This window comes from Actinoplanes sp. ATCC 53533 (assembly GCF_003947245.1).
Map to the genome: position 1 here is coordinate 17,265 of NZ_QHHV01000015.1, position 16,563 is coordinate 33,827.

18 protein-coding genes are annotated in these 16,563 nt (G+C 71.5%); 12 read left to right on the top strand and 6 right to left on the bottom strand.

From position 1 onward, the window contains the following. Positions 1-270 precede the first annotated feature (270 nt). From rapZ to DMB66_RS05650, 8 genes are all read left to right on the top strand, one after another. The gene (rapZ, locus tag DMB66_RS05615) at positions 271-1,167 is read left to right on the top strand and encodes an RNase adapter RapZ (protein ID WP_125803152.1); all 897 of its coding nucleotides are present in this window, start codon (positions 271-273) and stop codon (positions 1,165-1,167) included. Positions 1,168-1,256: 89 nt separating this feature from the next. Further along, positions 1,257-2,303 (top strand): 2-phospho-L-lactate transferase CofD family protein, encoded by a 1,047-nt coding sequence (locus tag DMB66_RS05620; protein ID WP_125803153.1) that lies wholly within the window; start codon positions 1,257-1,259, stop codon positions 2,301-2,303. Positions 2,304-2,345: 42 nt separating this feature from the next. Next, a complete protein-coding gene (whiA, locus tag DMB66_RS05625; RefSeq protein ID WP_125802933.1) occupies positions 2,346-3,326 on the top strand; it encodes a DNA-binding protein WhiA in 981 nt (326 codons plus the stop codon). A gap of 676 nt (positions 3,327-4,002) precedes the next feature. Beyond that, positions 4,003-4,998 carry a type I glyceraldehyde-3-phosphate dehydrogenase gene (gene gap / locus DMB66_RS05630; RefSeq protein ID WP_125802934.1) on the top strand — a complete coding sequence of 332 codons (996 nt, stop codon included), beginning with the start codon at positions 4,003-4,005 and terminating at the stop codon, positions 4,996-4,998. A gap of 5 nt (positions 4,999-5,003) precedes the next feature. Continuing rightward, positions 5,004-6,200, top strand: coding sequence for a phosphoglycerate kinase (gene pgk, locus DMB66_RS05635; RefSeq protein ID WP_125802935.1), 1,197 nt, complete (start codon positions 5,004-5,006; stop codon positions 6,198-6,200). Further along, positions 6,200-6,991, top strand: a complete 792-nt coding sequence (gene tpiA / locus DMB66_RS05640) for a triose-phosphate isomerase (RefSeq protein WP_125802936.1) — start codon at positions 6,200-6,202, stop codon at positions 6,989-6,991. Before pgk ends, tpiA begins: the two co-directional genes overlap by 1 nt. 87 nt (positions 6,992-7,078) lie before the next feature. Further along, on the top strand, positions 7,079-7,333 hold the full coding sequence (gene secG / locus DMB66_RS05645; RefSeq protein WP_125802937.1) for a preprotein translocase subunit SecG: 255 nt from the start codon (positions 7,079-7,081) through the stop codon (positions 7,331-7,333). Positions 7,334-7,513: 180 nt separating this feature from the next. After that, on the top strand, positions 7,514-7,861 hold the full coding sequence (locus tag DMB66_RS05650) for an RNA polymerase-binding protein RbpA (RefSeq protein ID WP_125802938.1): 348 nt from the start codon (positions 7,514-7,516) through the stop codon (positions 7,859-7,861). 5 nt (positions 7,862-7,866) lie between these two features. Here DMB66_RS05650 and DMB66_RS05655 read toward each other — a convergent pair whose 3' ends face one another. After that, complete coding sequence (locus tag DMB66_RS05655; protein ID WP_125802939.1) at positions 7,867-8,484, bottom strand: GNAT family N-acetyltransferase; 618 nt, start codon at positions 8,482-8,484, stop codon at positions 7,867-7,869. A gap of 118 nt (positions 8,485-8,602) precedes the next feature. On the opposite strand from DMB66_RS05655, the gene DMB66_RS05660 reads away from it, so the two are divergent. The 4 genes from DMB66_RS05660 (at position 8,603) to DMB66_RS05675 (ending at position 10,441) form a co-directional block, all read left to right on the top strand. Further along, entirely contained in the window at positions 8,603-8,992 is a 390-nt protein-coding gene (locus DMB66_RS05660; protein WP_125802940.1) for a hypothetical protein, read from the top strand. A gap of 16 nt (positions 8,993-9,008) precedes the next feature. After that, positions 9,009-9,593 carry an RNA polymerase sigma factor gene (locus DMB66_RS05665; protein ID WP_125802941.1) on the top strand — a complete coding sequence of 195 codons (585 nt, stop codon included), beginning with the start codon at positions 9,009-9,011 and terminating at the stop codon, positions 9,591-9,593. Continuing rightward, positions 9,590-9,913 (top strand): hypothetical protein, encoded by a 324-nt coding sequence (locus DMB66_RS05670; RefSeq protein WP_125802942.1) that lies wholly within the window; start codon positions 9,590-9,592, stop codon positions 9,911-9,913. The genes DMB66_RS05665 and DMB66_RS05670 overlap by 4 nt, the downstream gene beginning before the upstream one ends. Positions 9,914-10,033: 120 nt before the next feature. Beyond that, the gene (locus tag DMB66_RS05675; protein WP_125802943.1) at positions 10,034-10,441 is read left to right on the top strand and encodes a VOC family protein; all 408 of its coding nucleotides are present in this window, start codon (positions 10,034-10,036) and stop codon (positions 10,439-10,441) included. A gap of 40 nt (positions 10,442-10,481) precedes the next feature. Here the strand turns inward: DMB66_RS05675 and pgl are convergent, their stop codons facing one another. The 5 genes from pgl to tal all read right to left on the bottom strand — a co-directional run bounded on the left by pgl (position 10,482) and on the right by tal (position 16,555). Further along, the gene (pgl, locus tag DMB66_RS05680) at positions 10,482-11,252 is read right to left on the bottom strand and encodes a 6-phosphogluconolactonase (RefSeq protein WP_125802944.1); all 771 of its coding nucleotides are present in this window, start codon (positions 11,250-11,252) and stop codon (positions 10,482-10,484) included. A gap of 72 nt (positions 11,253-11,324) precedes the next feature. After that, the gene (locus DMB66_RS05685; RefSeq protein WP_125802945.1) at positions 11,325-12,341 is read right to left on the bottom strand and encodes a glucose-6-phosphate dehydrogenase assembly protein OpcA; all 1,017 of its coding nucleotides are present in this window, start codon (positions 12,339-12,341) and stop codon (positions 11,325-11,327) included. 16 nt (positions 12,342-12,357) lie between these two features. Next, positions 12,358-13,875, bottom strand: a complete 1,518-nt coding sequence (gene zwf, locus DMB66_RS05690) for a glucose-6-phosphate dehydrogenase (protein WP_199752036.1) — start codon at positions 13,873-13,875, stop codon at positions 12,358-12,360. A 50-nt stretch (positions 13,876-13,925) separates the two neighbouring features. Then, a complete protein-coding gene (locus tag DMB66_RS05695) occupies positions 13,926-15,416 on the bottom strand; it encodes a glucose-6-phosphate isomerase (protein WP_125802947.1) in 1,491 nt (496 codons plus the stop codon). Beyond that, complete coding sequence (gene tal, locus DMB66_RS05700) at positions 15,413-16,555, bottom strand: transaldolase (protein WP_125802948.1); 1,143 nt, start codon at positions 16,553-16,555, stop codon at positions 15,413-15,415. The genes DMB66_RS05695 and tal overlap by 4 nt, the downstream gene beginning before the upstream one ends. Positions 16,556-16,563: the final 8 nt, after the last annotated feature.

The window sequence follows — 16,563 nt, forward strand, 5'->3', positions numbered from 1 at the left end:
GCCGGGTGCTGATCGTGCACCCCACCCAGCGGCCGGTCGCCGGAACTGGCCGGTCGTCGGAGCCGATCGGTGGCGGCGGAATACGGACCAGGCGGGGCGTCGTTCACCCGGTGGGTCGATTCGGAAGGCCCTCGGGAGCCGACGGGCACCGGATTGGGTAATGGACACGACGTCCCGCGGCCCTCGGCCGGGGCTTCGGCCTAGGATGCAGTGTCCGCCCGGAAGGGGCGCAGACGCAGTGTTGTTCAGGAGGAGTGCGTGACCGAGTCGATGCCGGAGTTCGCTCCGGAGCCCACACCCGACGAGGCCGGTACCGACCTCGTGGTGGTGACCGGGGTGTCCGGCGGTGGCCGCAGCACGGTGGCCCGGGCCCTGGAGAACGTCGGCTTCTACGTCGTCGACAACCTGCCCCAGGCGCTCATGCTCGACATGGCGCAGCTCGCGTTCGAGGCCGGCGGCGCCGCCCGGCGTACAGCTATGGTCCTGGACGTTCGCAGCCGGGCCTTCTCCACCGACCTGGCCGGCGCGGTCCGGGCGCTCAAGGAGCGCGGCTTCTCGCCGCGGGTCGTTTTTGTCGACGCCGACGACGAGGTGCTGATCCGGCGCTTCGAGTCGGTCCGGCGCTCGCACCCGATGCAGGGCGACGGCCGGCTCGCCGACGGCATCGCCGCCGAGCGCAAGCTGCTCGAGGAGGCCCGCGAGCACTCCGACGTGATCATCGACACCAGTCACCTGAACGTGAACCAGCTCCGCCGCCGCGTCGAGGAGCTGTTCGGCGGCGAGGACGCCCGGCGGCTGCGCATCACCGTGCTGTCGTTCGGCTTCAAGTACGGCCTGCCGCCCGACGCCGACTATGTGATGGACGCCCGCTTCCTGCCGAACCCGTTCTGGGTGCCGGAGCTGCGTGAGCACACGGGCCTGGAAGAGGGCGTCAGCAGCTACGTGCTCGGCCAGGAGGGCGCTCACGACTTCGTGGGCATCTATGCCGGCCTGATCGCGTCGACGGCGCCCGGCTTCGAGCGCGAGGGCAAGCGCTACCTGACGGTCGCGGTCGGCTGCACCGGCGGCAAGCACCGCAGCGTAGCTATCGCCGAGGAGCTCACGGCCCAGCTTCGCGACATCCGCCTGTCCGCACACTCCTCGCACCGCGACCTGGGGCGGGAGTGACGGCGGCTCAGCCGGCGGGGCCGGGCAGCGAACCGGTGGAGCGGAGCGGCGCGACCGGCGATTCCAGCGAGGGGAAGGCCAGCCGGCCGATCAAGGTTGTCGCGTTCGGGGGCGGGCACGGCCTCGCGGCCTCCCTGCGCGGGCTGCGCCATTGTGCTCCCGCGCTGGACCTCGACATCACCGCCGTGGTCACAGTCGGTGACAACGGCGGCTCCAGCGGGCGGCTGCGCGCGGAACGTGACGCACAGCTACCGCCCGGCGACCTGCGGATGGCGCTCGCCGCCCTGGCCGGTGACGAACCGAGCCACCAGCGCATGGTGGCGCTGATGCAGCACCGCTTCGCGCTGGTCGGCAAGCCCGATCGCCGCTCCGCCGCCGCGGAGGGTGGTGACAAGGCCGGCTGGGGCAATGTCGACCGGCGGATCGCGTCGGTCGGCGGCAAGCATGATCCGCTCGCCGGGCATGCCGTCGGCAACCTGTTGCTGCTCGGCCTCCTGGAGCTGCTCGGCGATCCAGTCCAAGCCATCGAGCACGCCGCCGACATGGTCGGCGCCCGGGGCCGGGTGCTGCCCATGGCCTCGCACGCCGTGGGCATTGAGGCCGATGTGCGCGGCGGTGATCCCGCTCGGCCCGACGACGTCGTCACCGTGCGTGGTCAGCATGCCGTCGCCGTCACTACCGGCCATGTCGAGGCGTTGCGGATCGTGCCCTCGTCGCCGCCGGCCTGCCAACCCGCCGTCGCCGCCATCGCCGAGGCCGATTGGCTGATCTTCGGGCCCGGCAGCTGGTACACGAGTGTGCTTCCGCACCTGCTGGTGCCCGAGCTGGCCGAGGCGATCGTCGCCAGCCCGGCCCGGCGGCTGGTGACCTTGAACCTGGCCGCCGACAACGAGACCCTCGGGCTCTCCGTGGCGGATCACCTGGCCGCCCTGCACTGGTATCTGCCGCAGCTGCGCGTGGACACCGTGCTGGCCGACGCGAAGTGGGTCGGCGAGCCCGATCCGGTGCACCGGGCCGCCCAGGCGCTCGGCGCACGCCTGGTTCTGGCGCCGCTGGCCGTTGCGGACGGCAGTCCCAAGCATGATCCTGAGTCGTTGGGCACAGCACTGGTGCCCGTCCTCGGCTCCGATCGTTAAGCAACTGGCGTACCGCGAAACAAGCAAGAGGTGACTTCGAAAATGGCGATGACGGCAGCGGTCAAGGACGAGCTGAGCCGGGTCGATGTGCCCAAGCCGTGCTGCCGCCGTGCGGAGATGGCCGCCCTGCTGCGCTTTGCCGGTGGGCTGCACATCGTCTCCGGGCGGGTAGTGGTCGAGGCCGAGCTCGACACCGGCGCGGTGGCCCGGCGGCTGCGGCGGGAGATCGCCGAGGTGTACGGCTACCCGAGCGAGGTGCACGTGCTCGCCTCCGGTGGCCTGCGCAAGGGTAGCCACTACATCGTGCGGATCGTCAAGGACGGCGAGGCCCTGGCCCGGCAGACCGGTCTGCTGGACGTCCGCGGCCGGCCGGTCCGTGGCCTGCCGCCGCACGTCGTCTCCGCCAACGTCTGCTGCGCGGTGGCGGCGTGGCGGGGCGCGTTCATGGCGCACGGCTCGCTGACCGAGCCCGGCCGCTCCAGCGCGCTGGAGATCACCTGCCCGGGCCCGGAGGCGGCGCTGGCGCTGCGCGGCGCCGCGCGCCGCATCGGCATCACCGCCAAGGAGCGCGAGGTGCGCGGCGTTGACCGCGTGGTGATCAAGGACGGGGACGCGATCGCGGCGCTGCTCACCCGGATCGGGGCGCACTCCAGCGTGCTGGCCTGGGAGGAGCGCCGGGTACGCCGGGAGGTCCGCGCGACCGCCAACCGCCTGGCCAACTTCGACGACGCGAATCTGCGCCGCTCCGCCCGTGCGGCCGTGGCGGCGGCGGCGCGCGTGACCAGGGCGCTGGAGATCCTCGCGGAGGAGGCGCCCAACCACCTCACCTCCGCCGGCCGGCTGCGGCTCGAACACCGGCAGGCGTCGCTGGAGGAACTGGGCGCGCTGGCCGATCCGCCGCTGACGAAGGATGCGATCGCCGGCCGTATAAGGCGTCTGCTCGCCCTCGCCGACAAGCGCGCCCGCGACCTGGGCATCCCGGACACCGAGGCAGCGGTGACCCCGGAGATGATGGCCTGCTGACCCGCGCCGGCCCACCGGCCGGGAAGCAGAGCGGCAGCTAGGGAAGCAGAGCGGCAGCTAGGGAAGCAGAGCGGCAGCTAGGGAAGCAGAGCGGCAGCTAGGGAAGCAGAGCGGCAGCTAGGGAAGCAGAGCGGCAGCTAGGGAAGCAGAGCGGGGCGCCCTGACCGCTGCTATTCGTGTTCCTGACGCGTCTGTTCGTAGCAGTTTCGCAGCTGTCCCAGCCGTCCCCGAAATCCCCCGCTATCCTCATCGCGGATGACTTTCCGCAGCTCACCAGGCTGAGAGCATTGGCGGCGGCCGGTTTCCTCGCGCCGATCACGAGTGACGCGCGTCGATTCTTGGGGTATGCCGGGCGGTGGTCGGGTGGTCCGTGCGTACCGGAAATGGCATGCCGGTGCCGTGAGCGCGCCGTTTCCTTAGGTAACGATCAGGTCGCGTCCCGCCGCCGGTCACCACGAGCTTCTCGGATATGGTGAGGGCGACGGCGACGGTGCCGGCAAGCATGGCCGCCCGCCGCCGGGCGCCGCCGGCAGTGCCAGCATCCGACCTGGCCGCGGCGGACTCGTCTGGCGAGACGCAGCGGCCAGATGAAGCAACAGCCGGCCCTCTCATCAGGTCGGCACGCAGACCTCCGCCGGTCCTAGATCCCGGCGGACCGAAATGAGGAGATCCACCTGTGACCATCCGGGTTGGCATCAACGGCTTCGGCCGTATCGGCCGCAACTTCTTCCGGGCGGTGCTCGCCTCCGGTGCGGACATCGAGATTGTCGGCGTCAACGACCTGACCGACAACACGACGCTCGCTCACCTGCTCAAGTACGACAGCATTCTCGGCCGCCTCGGCCACGAGGTGAAGGCCACCGCCGACGAGATCACCGTCGGTGGCAAGACCTTCAAGGCGTTCGCCGAGCGCGACCCCGCGAACCTGCACTGGGGCGACGTCGGCGCGGACGTCGTCATCGAGTCGACCGGCTTCTTCACCGACGCCACCAAGGCGAAGGCGCACATCACCAACGGTGCGAAGAAGGTCATCATCTCGGCGCCGGCCAAGAACGAGGACATCACGATCGTGATGGGCGTCAACGACAACCTGTACGACGCCGCGCAGCACACGATCATCTCCAACGCCTCGTGCACCACCAACTGCCTCGCGCCGATGGCGAAGGTGCTGAACGACTCGATCGGCATCAACCGTGGCCTGATGACCACGATCCACGCGTACACGCAGGACCAGAACCTGCAGGACGGGCCGCACAGCGACCTGCGCCGGGCCCGCGCCGCCGCGCTGAACATCGTGCCGACCTCGACCGGCGCCGCCAAGGCCGTCAGCCTGGTGCTGCCGGAGCTCAAGGGCAAGCTGGACGGCTTCGCGCTGCGGGTGCCGATCCCCACCGGCTCGGCCACCGACCTGACCTTCACCGCCTCCCGGGAGACCTCGGTCGACGAGGTCAACTCCGCGATCAAGGCCGCCGCGGACGGCCCGCTCAAGGGCATCCTGGTCTACACCGAGGACCCGATCGTGTCCTCGGACATCGTCACCGACCCGGCGTCCTGCATCTTCGACGCCGGCCTCACCAAGGTGATCGGCGACCAGGTCAAGGTCGTCGGCTGGTACGACAACGAGTGGGGCTACTCGAACCGCCTCGTCGACCTGGTCAAGCTGGTCGGCTGAGTCGGTTGAAGACTCTCGACGACCTGCTCGGCGAGGGTGTCTCAGGTCGGCGCGTGCTCGTGCGCGCCGACCTGAACGTCCCGTTCGACAAAAACGAAGCGGGCAAGATCAGCGACGATGGCCGCATCCGCGCGGTGCTGCCTACCCTGATCACCCTGCGTGACGCCGGTGCCCGCGTGATCGTGTGCTCGCACCTCGGCCGTCCCAAGGGCGCGCCCGACCCCAAGTACACCCTCGGCCCGGTCGCCACCCGCCTCGGCGAGCTGCTCGGCAACCCGGTCGTCTTCGCCGAGGACACCGTCGGCCCGTCCGCCAAGGCGGCCGCCGACGCGCTGACCGACGGTCAGGTGCTGCTGCTGGAAAACCTGCGCTTCAACGCCGGTGAGACCAGCAAAGACGACGCCGAGCGCGGCGCGTTCGCGGACGAGCTGGCCACGCTGGCGGATTTCTACGTCGACGACGCGTTCGGCGCGGTGCACCGCAAGCACGCCTCGGTCTACGACGTCGCGGCGCGGCTGCCGCAGTACGCGGGCGGCCTGGTCCTCAAGGAGGTCGAGGTCCTGCGCAAGGTGACCGAGACCCCGGAGCAGCCGTACGTGGTGGTGCTCGGCGGCTCGAAGGTCTCCGACAAGCTCGCCGTCATCCAGGCACTGCTGCCCAAGGTCGACAAGCTGCTCGTCGGCGGCGGCATGTGCTTCACCTTCCTCAAGGCCCAGGGCCACGAGGTCGGCAAGTCGCTGCTCGAGGCCGAGATGATCGACACCTGTGCCGATCTGCTGGCGCAGGCCGCCGGCCGGATCGTGCTGCCGGTGGACGTCGTCGCGGCCACGGCCTTCGACGCCGGCGCCGAGCACGACGTGGTGCGGGCGGAGGCGATCCCGGCCGACCGGCTCGGGCTGGACATCGGCCCGGAGTCCGTCGCGCTGTTCGCCGAGGCGATCGGGTCCGCGAAGACCGTCTTCTGGAACGGCCCGATGGGCGTGTTCGAGCTGGCGCCGTTCGCTGCGGGCACCCGCGGGGTGGCCGAGGCCATCACGAAGATCGACGGCTTCTCGGTGGTCGGCGGCGGTGACTCGGCCGCGGCCGTGCGCACCCTCGGCATCGACGAGTCCGGCTTCGGTCACATCTCCACCGGTGGCGGTGCCTCGCTGGAGTATCTCGAGGGCAAGACCCTGCCCGGCATCCTGGCACTGGAGTCCTGATGGCAGACGTGACCCGCCGACCGATCATGGCCGGCAACTGGAAGATGAACCTCAATCACTTCGAGGCCATCCTCCTGGTGCAGAAGCTCGCCGCGAGCCTGACCGAGCAGCAGCTCACCGAGGTTGAGGCGGTCGTGCTGCCGCCGTTCACCGACCTGCGCAGCGTGCAGACGGCGATCGACGGCGACAAGGTGCCGATCCGCTACGGCGCGCAGGACCTGTCCGCGCACAAGGGCGGCGCGTACACCGGGGAGATCTCCGGGGCGATGCTGGCCAAGCTGGGCTGCACCTACGTGGTGATCGGGCACTCCGAGCGCCGCGAATACCACGGCGAGGACGACGCGCTGGTCAACGCCAAGGTCAAGGCCGCACTGGCGAACGACCTGACGCCGATCCTGTGCGTGGGCGAGGGCCTGGGGATCCGCGAGGCCGGCGAGCACGTCGCGCACTGCTCGACGCAGCTCGACGGCGGCCTCGACGGGCTCAAGGCCGAGCAGGTCAAGAACATCGTGATCGCCTACGAGCCGGTGTGGGCGATCGGCACCGGCAAGACCGCGACGCCCGAGGACGCGCAGGAGGTGTGCGGCGCCATCCGGGTGCGGCTCGCCGAGAAGTTCGGCGCCGAGACGGCGGACGCGGTGCGCATCCAGTACGGCGGCTCGGTCAAGGCGGCCAATATCGCCGCCATCATGGCGAAGCCCGACGTCGACGGTGCGCTGATCGGCGGCGCGAGCCTGGACGCCGAGGAGTTCGCGTCGATCGTCCGGTTCCCCGAGCACGTGCAGCGCTGAGTTGTTGGCCCGGCCGCCGCGATACGGTGGCCGGGCACCAGCTATTGTGGTGGCGCTGCTGTGCCCTTCGAGAGGAATGACCCGACCATGCCGATCGCGTTCGCCTACACGTTGATCGTGTTGCTGATCGTCTCCAGCATCCTGCTGACCCTGCTCGTCCTGCTGCACCGCGGCAAGGGCGGCGGCATGTCCAGCATGTTCGGCGGCGGCGTCACCTCCAGCCTGGCCGGCTCGTCGGTGGCGGAAAAAAACCTGGATCGCTACACGGTGCTCGTGGGCATCGTCTGGTTCGCCTGCATCGTCGGCCTCGGCCTCTGGCTGAAGGTCGCGCAGGCCGCCTGAAACAGATAGTTAACGTACGCTTCCCAAGCGTTCGCTATCAGGTCTTCCTCCAGGCGCTCCGCGAGTCGTAGACTCTGCCGCGCGGTCCGGTGCGTCCGGGCCGCGCGGTTGTTTTTTCCACCGCTTTTATACCGCCGCTTTCCCCGGCGATGAAACGCCCTCGAGACAGGAGTGACTTCCGTGTCCAGTGGCAGTGCGATCCGCGGCAGCCGCGTCGGGTCCAGCCCGATGCGCCCTGACGAGCGCAGTGAGCCCGCCCCGCGGCGGGAGGTGACCTATTGGTGCGCCGCCGGACACCCGGTGGAGGTGCGCTTCGCCGCCGATGTGGTGCCCCCCGAGACGTGGGATTGCGCCCGCTGTGGTCAGCCCGGCGGTCTGGACCGGGAGAAGCCCCCCGGCCGGATGCGCAGCGAGCCGTACAAGTCGCACCTCGCGTATGTGAAGGAGCGGCGATCCGACGCCGACGGCGCGGCCATCCTGGCCGAGGCGCTGGCTAAGGTGCGGCAGCGCCGCGGCCGCAGCGAATAGTCTCCCTACCGCTCGGCCGTGCCGCGGCCGAGGTAGGTGACGCCGGTGGCGCCTGGCACCGGGATCTCGGTGAAGCCCATCCGGTCGTAGAAGGCCCGGGCGCTGACGTTCGTCACCGCCATGCCCAGGTGCACCCGGGACGCGCCGGCGGCCCGCAGCCCGGCCAGCAGGGCGCTGATCAGGCCGCGGCCCCAGCCCTTGCCCTGCCACTGCGGCAGCAGGTCGATGTGCAGGTGGGCGGGATGGTCCGCCAGCTCCGGCACGATCATGCGCTCCGGGTGCTCGAGCAGGGCGAGCATGCTGTCCTCGCGGGTCACCGGCGGGTCCGCCGGGTGTGGGTAGCGGCCGGCGGTCGCGGGCAGCCACTCGTCGCGGTAGCGCCGGACGAAGCGCGCGGTGTCCGCCGTGCCGATCACGTAGCCGACGGCCGCGCCGGTGCCGTCGTCGAGGACGTGCGCGTGTTCCGGCTCCAGCGTCACGTACGGCGCGGCGAAGACGTCGCCCATGAGCCGGTCGGTCGAATACTGACCGCGGGCGTCACCGCCCGCGTCGCCGGTCCGCACGCAGATGTCGTAGACGGCGTCGAGGTCGGCGGGGCGGTACGCGCGGATCAAGGGCTGCACAGCCGCGAGTCTAGGGAACGGCGAACTGTGGCGCGCGTCACCATCCAGCCGCCAACCTTTCCCCGCGCCGCGCGTCTACTCCTGCGAAGGCTCACCCCCCGACCGCACAGGAGTACCCGTGATGCGCCTGACCGTCCGCTCCGCCTCGCTCGCCGCCGTCGCGACCGCCATCGTCGTCGGGGGAGCGGTGACCGCCACGGTGGCCTTCGCGGACGAGGCCCCGCCACCCGCGCCGGTGGCGACGACCGCCCCGCCGGTGGCATCACCCGAACCAGCGGTCAGCACGGATTCGCCCGCCGAGCCGACCACGGCCCCGCCGGTGGCGAGCCCGTCGGCGGAGCCCGCCACGACGGCTCCGCCCGCGGAACCCGCCACGGCGGTTCCCGGGCCGGCAGCGGAGAACACCCCGGAGGCCTCGCCCGTGCCGTCGCGCAAGCCGGCCCTGGTCGCGCCCAAGCCGGCGACTACCAAGCCTCCGGTACCCTCGCCCACCCGGACCCGGCGCTGACCTACAGGACGGCCTGATGACCTTCGTCGTACCGCTACCGACGCTCGTGCCGGGCTGGCTGCGATCGGTGCTGTCCGGGCGGTCGGCGGCGGTGCGCGGCGCCGGCGGGGACGGGCCGCCGGCGATCAACGAGCTCTACCACGCGCGCCGGCTGAGCCTGGTGCGGCTGGCGGTGCTCATGGTCGACGATCTGCCTACCGCCGAGGACATCGTGCAGGACGTGTTCGCCGCCCTGTACCGGCGGCACGGTGCTGACCTGCGTACCGTCGCCGACCCGCACGCGTACCTGACGACCGGGGTGATGAACGCCGCCCGCTCGGCGCTGCGCCGCAGGCGCACCGCCCGCGCCTACGTCCCGCCGCAGCCGGGCCTGGCACCGGCCGCCGAGGACGAGATGCTGCTGGGCCACGGCGACCGTGAGGTGCTGGCCGCGCTGGCGGAGCTGACCGTGCGGCAACGCCAGGTGGTGGTGCTGCGGTATTGGTCGGAGCTGTCCGAGCAGGAGATCGCCGACGTGCTGCGGGTGTCCCGCGGCACGGTGAAGTCGACCGCGAGCCGGGCGCTGAGCCTCCTGCGCGGCCTGCTGGGGGAGAAGCGATGAGCACGGACGTGGAGGAACGGGTCCGCCGGGCGCTGTCCGCGCGGGCCGGTCAGGTCACCCCCGACCGGCTGCAGCCGGCCGCGCCGCCGACCGCGGCGCCGGTCCGGCGGTCGTGGCTGCCCTGGTGGCGCTCGCTGCTGGTGGTCGCGGTCGTGCTGGTGGCGGTGGTCTTCGTGGTAGGGCGTCCCGGCGACGCCCCACCGCCCCAGGTGCCGAACGCCCCGGCCGGCACAGTGCCGTCCCCGTCCCCGTCCCCAACCCCCCAGCGACGTGGCGGAACCGCCCGCCGAGCCGCTGCCGTCGCGCACCGACGCCGGTGAGTCGCCGAGCCCGGCCGAGACGGTGCCGGTCCCGGCGACCTCCGAGCCGAGGGACTCCCCGCTCGCGGAGCCTCCGGCGACCTCTCCCGCGGTGGTGCCCTGACTGGCACGATGAGGCAGGTGAACTGGACGCTGGAAGTAGTTGTCGTGCCCGTCGCGGACATCGACCGGGCCAAAGAGTTCTACGCCGACCGGCTCGGCTTCGCCGTCGACCACGACACCACGATCAACGACGACATCCGGATCGTGCAGCTGACCCCGCCGGGCTCGGGCTGCTCGATCGTCATCGGCAAGGGCGCGGTGCCGGACATGCCGCCCGGCTCGCTCAAGGGACTGCAACTGGTGGTGCCCGACATCAACCAGGCGCACGCCGAGCTGGTGGCCCGCGGCGTGGCGGTCAGCGACGTACAGAAGGTGGGTGAGAATCCGAACCCGACGCCGGATCCGCTGGACAACGTCGGTTTCGTCTTTTTCACCGACCCGGACGGCAACGGCTGGGCCGTGCAGCAGATCTCGTCGCGAGCCTGAGACCCGCGAGGGGCGCCCGCCGGGCGCCCCTGCCGCGTCCTCAGCGCAGGCTGCGGGCCTTCGGTGAGACGTTGGCCGCGGCGGCGCGGTCCAGCAGCCACATCGTCTTCTCGACGCCGACCGCGCCCGCGGCCGGCAGCTGCTGGGGGCCGGCGCCCTCGATCGCCATGCCGACCGCGGCCGCCTTGTCCTTGCCCGCCGCGATCAGCCAGACCTCCTCGGCCGTCCCGATCGTCGGCATGGTCAGCGTGATCCTGTTCGGCGGGGGCTTCGGGCTGTTGTGCACCGCCGCCACCGTGTCGGTCTCGTAACCGACCGGGTGCTCCGGAAAGATCGACGCCACGTGCCCGTCCTCGCCGACGCCGAGCATCAGCACATCGAAATGCGGCAGCTCGGAGCTGCCGGGCTTCGCCGCCGCGGCCAGCTCCCCGGCGTAGCGGGCGGCGGCCGTCTTGGCGTCGTCGCCGTCCGGGCCGTCCGAGGTGGGCATGGCGTGCACCCGGGCCGGGTCCAGCGGCAGCGCGTCCAGCAGCGCCTCGCGGGCCTGGGTCTCGTTGCGGTCCTTGTCGCCCGCGGGCAGGAATCGCTCGTCGCCCCACCACAGGTCGATGCGGGACCAGTCGACCGCGTCCGCGGCGGGCAGTTCCTTGACCGAGCGCAGCACCTTGGCCGCCACCCGGCCGCCGGTCAGCACCACGCTGGCCCAGCCGCGTTCGGCCTGCGCGTCGATGATCTTGATGACCAGCCGCGCCGCCACCGCCGACGCCAGGATGTCAGCGTCGGGAACCACCACTACTACGGTCTCGCTCATGTAGCCCCTCGTCACCTGGAGAAAAGGGGCCGCACGCCGAGTCGGCGGACGGCCCCCACGATCTTAGAACGGTCAGGCGGCCGAGCCGCCGGGGCCGGCGAACGCACCGGCCTCGGCGCCCGCGCGTTCGGCCAGCATGGGGTCCTTCCAGACGTGCACTCGCATCGCGGGCTTGCTGTCCAGCCCGGCCGTCCCGGCCATGGCACCCAGCGCCTCGCCGTAGATCTGGTCGGCGTCGAGCCGGCGCAGCTCCTCGGCGAGCTCGTCACCGACGGTGCGCCTCGGCAACGGCATGTATCTGTCCTCCTGGCCGGTGCGGCTGAACAGCGCCGTCCCTTCCTCGCGGGTGACCCGCACACAGTCGCCGTTCGCGCACTGCAGCTCCACCGAGTGCATCCGCGGCGAGCGGTCGCTGTGCTCCCAGACCGGCTCGATGCCCAGCCGGGACTTCAACCAGCCCTTCATCAGCGCGGCCGTCGGGTCGTTCGGCGGTGCCACGATCGTCGCGCCGGTGACCCGCTCGTCGGTGGTGTCGAACGCGCCGGCCACCAGGGTGCGCCAGAGCGTGATCCGGGTCCAGGTCAGGTCGGTGTCGCCGGGTGCGTAGTCCTTCGCCCGCTGGCGCAGCGCGGCCACCGGGTCCGGCGCGAGCTTGCAGTCGGTGATGCGGCGGTCGGCGACCACGCCCAGGAAGTCGTTGGCGATGACGTCCGGCGGCTCGCTGTGCCACCAGGTCACCACGGGCACGTCCGGTGCCAGCAGCGGCATGACGACCGACTCCGCGTGCAGGGCCAGGCGGCCGTACATGCGCATCACGACGGCCTCGGCCGGGCCGAGCCGGCCGCCGACCACGATCTCCGCGTCCAGCCGGCTGCGGCCCTCGAGGTCCGAGCGGACCACGATGAGCAGCCGGCAGGGGTGCGCGGAGGCCGCTATGGTCGCGGCGGCCTCGGCCTCGCGGACCTTCTTCTCCTCCACGACGGCGACCAGCGTCAGGGCGAGGCCGCTGGCCACACCGCCGGCGCTGCGCCGCTCGGCGGCGAGGGCCTTGACGACCTCGTTACCGGTGGTGTCCCAGAGCCCGATCACTTCGTTCCCCTATCCATTAGGCCCGCCGCCACGCGCGGCCCTCGCGGGCCAACATCTCGTCCGACGCCCGCGGGCCCCACTCGCCGGAGCGGTACGGCTCCGGCTTGGTGCCCGCCCAGGCGGCCTCCAGCGGATCGATGACCCGCCAGCTCTGCTCGATCTCGGCCGCGTCCGGGAACAGCGTCCGGTCGCCGACGAGCACGTCGAGCACGAGCCGCTCGTACGCCTCCGGGCTGGACTCGGTGAACGCCTCGCCGTACTGGAAGTCCATCGCGATGTCGCGGACCTCCATGGTGGTGCCCGGCACCTTGGAGCCGAACTTGAGCACGACGCCCTCGTCCGGCTGCACCCGGATGACCAGCTGGTTGTTGCCGAGCATCTCCACGTCGGCCGGGTCGAACGGCAGGTGCGGCGCCTTCTTGAACATGATGGCGATCTCGGTGACCCGGCGCGGCATCCGCTTGCCCACCCGGACGAAGAACGGCACCTCGGCCCAGCGCCTGTTCTGGATGCCCAGCCGGACGGCCACGTATGTCTCCGTGGTGGACTCCGCCGGGATGTTGGCTTCCTCGAGGTAGCCGACGGCGCGCTCACCGGCGACCCAGCCGGGCAGATACTGCCCGCGGACCGAGCCGTTGGTGATGTCCTTGGGCAGGCTGATGGCCTTGAGGACCTTCAGCTTCTCGGCGCGTACGTCGTTCGGGTCGAAGCTCGTCGGCTCCTCCATGCCCACCAGGGCGAGCAGCTGGAGCAGGTGATTTTGCAGCACGTCGCGGGCCGCGCCGGAGGCGTCGTAGAAGGCCGCCCGGGTGCCGATGCCGACGTCCTCGGCCATGGTGATCTGCACCGAGTCGACGTACTTGGAATTCCACACCGGCTCGAACAGGTTGTTCGCGAAGCGCAGCGCCAGGATGTTCTGGACCGTCTCCTTGCCCAGGTAGTGGTCGATGCGGAACACGTCGGCCGGGGTGAAGACCTCGTCGACCAGCTTGTTCAGCGCCATCGCCGTCTGCAGGTCGTTGCCGAACGGCTTCTCGACCACCACCCGGCGCCAGCCACCGGACTTGGCGTTGTCGGCCATTCCGGTGCGGGCGAGCTGGTTGAGCACCAGCGGGAACGCGGCCGGCGGGATGGAGAAGTAGAACGCGGCGTTGCCGGCGATGCCGTTGCGCTCGCGCAGCTCGTCCAGCGTGCCGGCCAGGTGGTCGAAGGCGGCGTCGTCGTCGAACGAGCCGGGCACGAACTGGAACTGGCTGGCCAGCCGCGTCCAGACGTCCTCACGCCACGGGGTCCGGGCGCCCTTCTTGGCGGCCTCGTATGCCAGCGACTCGAAGTCGCCGTCGCCCCAGTCGCGGCGGGCGAAGCCCAGGACCACGAAGCCGGGCGGCAGCAGGCCCCGGTTGGCGAGGTCGTAGACGGCCGGGATCAGTTTCTTTCGAGACAGGTCGCCCGTGACTCCGAAGATCACCAGAGCACAGGGCTCCGGGATCCTGGGGAGCCGTCGGTCCTGTGCCGTGCGCAGCGGATTACCCACGTGCACCATCCTGCCAGCTTTTCGTGGTCTCGCAGGGTTACGGCCAAGGGTCAGTGCAGCAACATGTCGGCTGCGGCGAGTAGCCGGCCCACGCCCTCGGCGCGGTCGGTCAGGTGCAGGTGCAGCAGCGGGCGGCCGCGGCGCGTCAGTGACTGCCGGTCACCGGCGGCGCGGGCCGCCTGCAGACCGCCGAGCGTCCGCTCCCGCCCCGGCACCGGCACGTCGGCGGTGACCGCGCCGGTGATCTGCAGAAACGAGCCGTGCAGCGATCCGCCGCGGTGATACTGACCCCAGCCGAAGCCGACCGGACGGCCGCTCGCGGCGGCCAGCAGCGGCCGCAACCCGGCCATGGCGGCGTCGCCGGCCGGGTCGAGGAAGGCCTGTACGCAGAGGTGATCGTCCATGTCCGCGAGCAGCTCACGCAGCGCCGCGGTGAGGCCCGTAGCGGTGCCAGTGGTGAAGATCTCCACCGGGCCCTCGACGAAGGACGGCACGCCGGGCGCCGGATCGGCCGTCTCGGCGGGAAAGTCACGGAACGGATCGACGCCGCGCACGTGCGCCGCGAGCGCGACCGCGTACGGCCAGGCGAGGAAGTGGCCGCCGAGCGGGCCGTTGACGGCCATCGCCGGGCGTGCGCCGGCGCCGGGCACCGCCCACGGCGGCAGGCATCCGCCGTAGGTCACCGCCAGCGTGTCGTCGGTCGCCGTGCCCGCGTCCTGCGGGCCCTCGGCCACGATCACCGGCACGCCCAGCCCGCCGGTGATCAGGTCAGCCGCCCACTCGCCGACTCCGTCCAGGCCGGAGCCGTCCGGGATCAGCAGCACCCGGCCGGCGGCGGCGAGCGCGACCCCGAGCGCCAGGGCGGGATTGTCGCCCTCGCCCGCCAGCGACGGGGCGAACAGCTCGGCCTCGTCGATCAGCTCGGCGACGTCCACCCCAGCGAACGCGGCCGGCAGCAGGGTGGCGGCGCTCAGCGCGCCCGATCCGGTGGGCACGACGACCGCACCGGCCGCCGCCAGCTCCGGCGGCGCATCGCCCAGCACCACGAAATGCCGTCCCGCCTCGGCGGCGGTCAGGCCCAGGTCGCGATAGGCCTGCCAGAACACGCTGGCCAGATCCTCGAGGCCCGAACCGGCCAGCACCACGACGGTGCGGCGCAACAGCCCGGCGTCGTCGAGCAGGGCACGGACCCGGTGCGGGTCCGGAGCGTCCAGCACGGTCAGCGGGCGGCCCAGCGTGCGGGCGACAGCCCCGGCCGCGAGGCCGGGACCGGCCAGCACCACATTGCTGAGATCGCCGAGCTCCTCGTGCAGCTCGGCGATCAGCGGGAGCAGCTCACTGCCGCGCCGGTAGGCGTCCAGGAAACCCAGCCGGTGCAGCGCCCGGCCCTCGGCCGCCGGCCCCCAGAGCGTGGGGTCCTTGCCGGCGAGCAGGCCGGGGATGCCGTGCGCGACCAGCTCGCGGCGGGAAGCCGTCGCCGGGCCGCCGTAAACGGCGAGCCCCGCGGCGGCCTCCACGTCCGCGAGCAGGTCGTCGGTCACCGCTGAGCGGCGTCGCTCGGGTTTCCGGCACCCTTGGCCGCGGCCACGAGTGACTTCTTCACGTCGTCGAGCAGCTCGCCCCAGCTGGCTTCGAACTTCTCGACACCCTCGTCCTCGAGGACCCGGAACACGTCGTCCAGATCGACACCGATCTCGGCGACGTCGTCCATCACCTTCTGCGCGGCGGCGTACGAGCCGGTGACCGTGTCGCCACGGGTCTCACCGTGGTCCTCGAACGCCTTGATGACCGCTTCCGGCATGGTGTTCACCGTGCCGGGCGCGATCAGCTCCTCGACGTAGATGGTGTCCTTGTAATCCGGGTTCTTGGTGCCGGTCGAGGCCCAGAGCGGCCGCTGCGGGTGGGCACCCGCGTCGGCCAGCGCCTGCCAGCGGTCGGAGCTGAACACCTCGGCGTACGCCTGGTAGGCGAGCTGGGCGTTCGCGACCGCGGCCCGGCCCCGCAGCGCCTTGGCCTCGTCGCTGCCGATCTTGTCGAGCCGCTTGTCGATCTCGGTGTCCACCCGGGACACGAAGAACGAGGCGACCGAGCCGATCTGGGCCAGGTCGTGGCCGTTGGCCTTGGCCTGCTCCAGGCCCGCCAGGAACGCGTCCATGACGGCCCGGTAGCGCTCCAGCGAGAAGATCAGCGTCACGTTGACGCTGATGCCCGCGCCCAGGGTGGCGGTGATCGCCGGCAGGCCCGCCCGGGTCGCCGGGATCTTGATGTAGAGGTTCGGGCGGTCGACCAGCCACCACAGCGTCTTGGCCTCGGACGCGGTCTTCTCGGTCAGGTGCGCGCTGCGCGGGTCCACCTCGATGGACACCCGGCCGTCGACGCCGCCCGACGCGTCGTACGCCGGCTTCATCACGTCGCACGCCCAGCGCACGTCGTACGAGGTCAGCAGCCGCACGGCCTCCTCGACCGTCACGCCCTGCGCGGCGAGGTCCTTGAGCTGCTCGTCGTAGGCGTCCGCGTCGGCGAGCGCCTTGGCGAAGATGGTCGGGTTGGTGGTCACGCCCACCACGTGCTGCTCGCGGCGCATCTTGTCCAGCGATCCGCTCTGCAGGCGGACACGCGAGAGATCGTCGAGCCATACCGCAACACCCGCGGCAGAGAGCTCAGCCAGCCTGTCGGTCATCGCTACTC

What these genes read in the sequence shown, in the direction of transcription:
- rapZ (WP_125803152.1), top strand. Translation starts at nt 271, where the DNA reads ATGCCGGAGTTCGCTCCGGAGCCCACACCCGACGAGGCCGGTACCGAC.
- whiA (WP_125802933.1), top strand. Translation starts at nt 2,346, where the DNA reads ATGGCGATGACGGCAGCGGTCAAGGACGAGCTGAGCCGGGTCGATGTG.
- tpiA (WP_125802936.1), top strand. Translation starts at nt 6,200, where the DNA reads ATGGCAGACGTGACCCGCCGACCGATCATGGCCGGCAACTGGAAGATG.
- secG (WP_125802937.1), top strand. Translation starts at nt 7,079, where the DNA reads ATGCCGATCGCGTTCGCCTACACGTTGATCGTGTTGCTGATCGTCTCC.
- DMB66_RS05665 (WP_125802941.1), top strand. Translation starts at nt 9,009, where the DNA reads ATGACCTTCGTCGTACCGCTACCGACGCTCGTGCCGGGCTGGCTGCGA.
- DMB66_RS05670 (WP_125802942.1), top strand. Translation starts at nt 9,590, where the DNA reads ATGAGCACGGACGTGGAGGAACGGGTCCGCCGGGCGCTGTCCGCGCGG.
- pgl (WP_125802944.1), bottom strand. Translation starts at nt 11,252, where the DNA reads ATGAGCGAGACCGTAGTAGTGGTGGTTCCCGACGCTGACATCCTGGCG.
- tal (WP_125802948.1), bottom strand. Translation starts at nt 16,555, where the DNA reads ATGACCGACAGGCTGGCTGAGCTCTCTGCCGCGGGTGTTGCGGTATGG.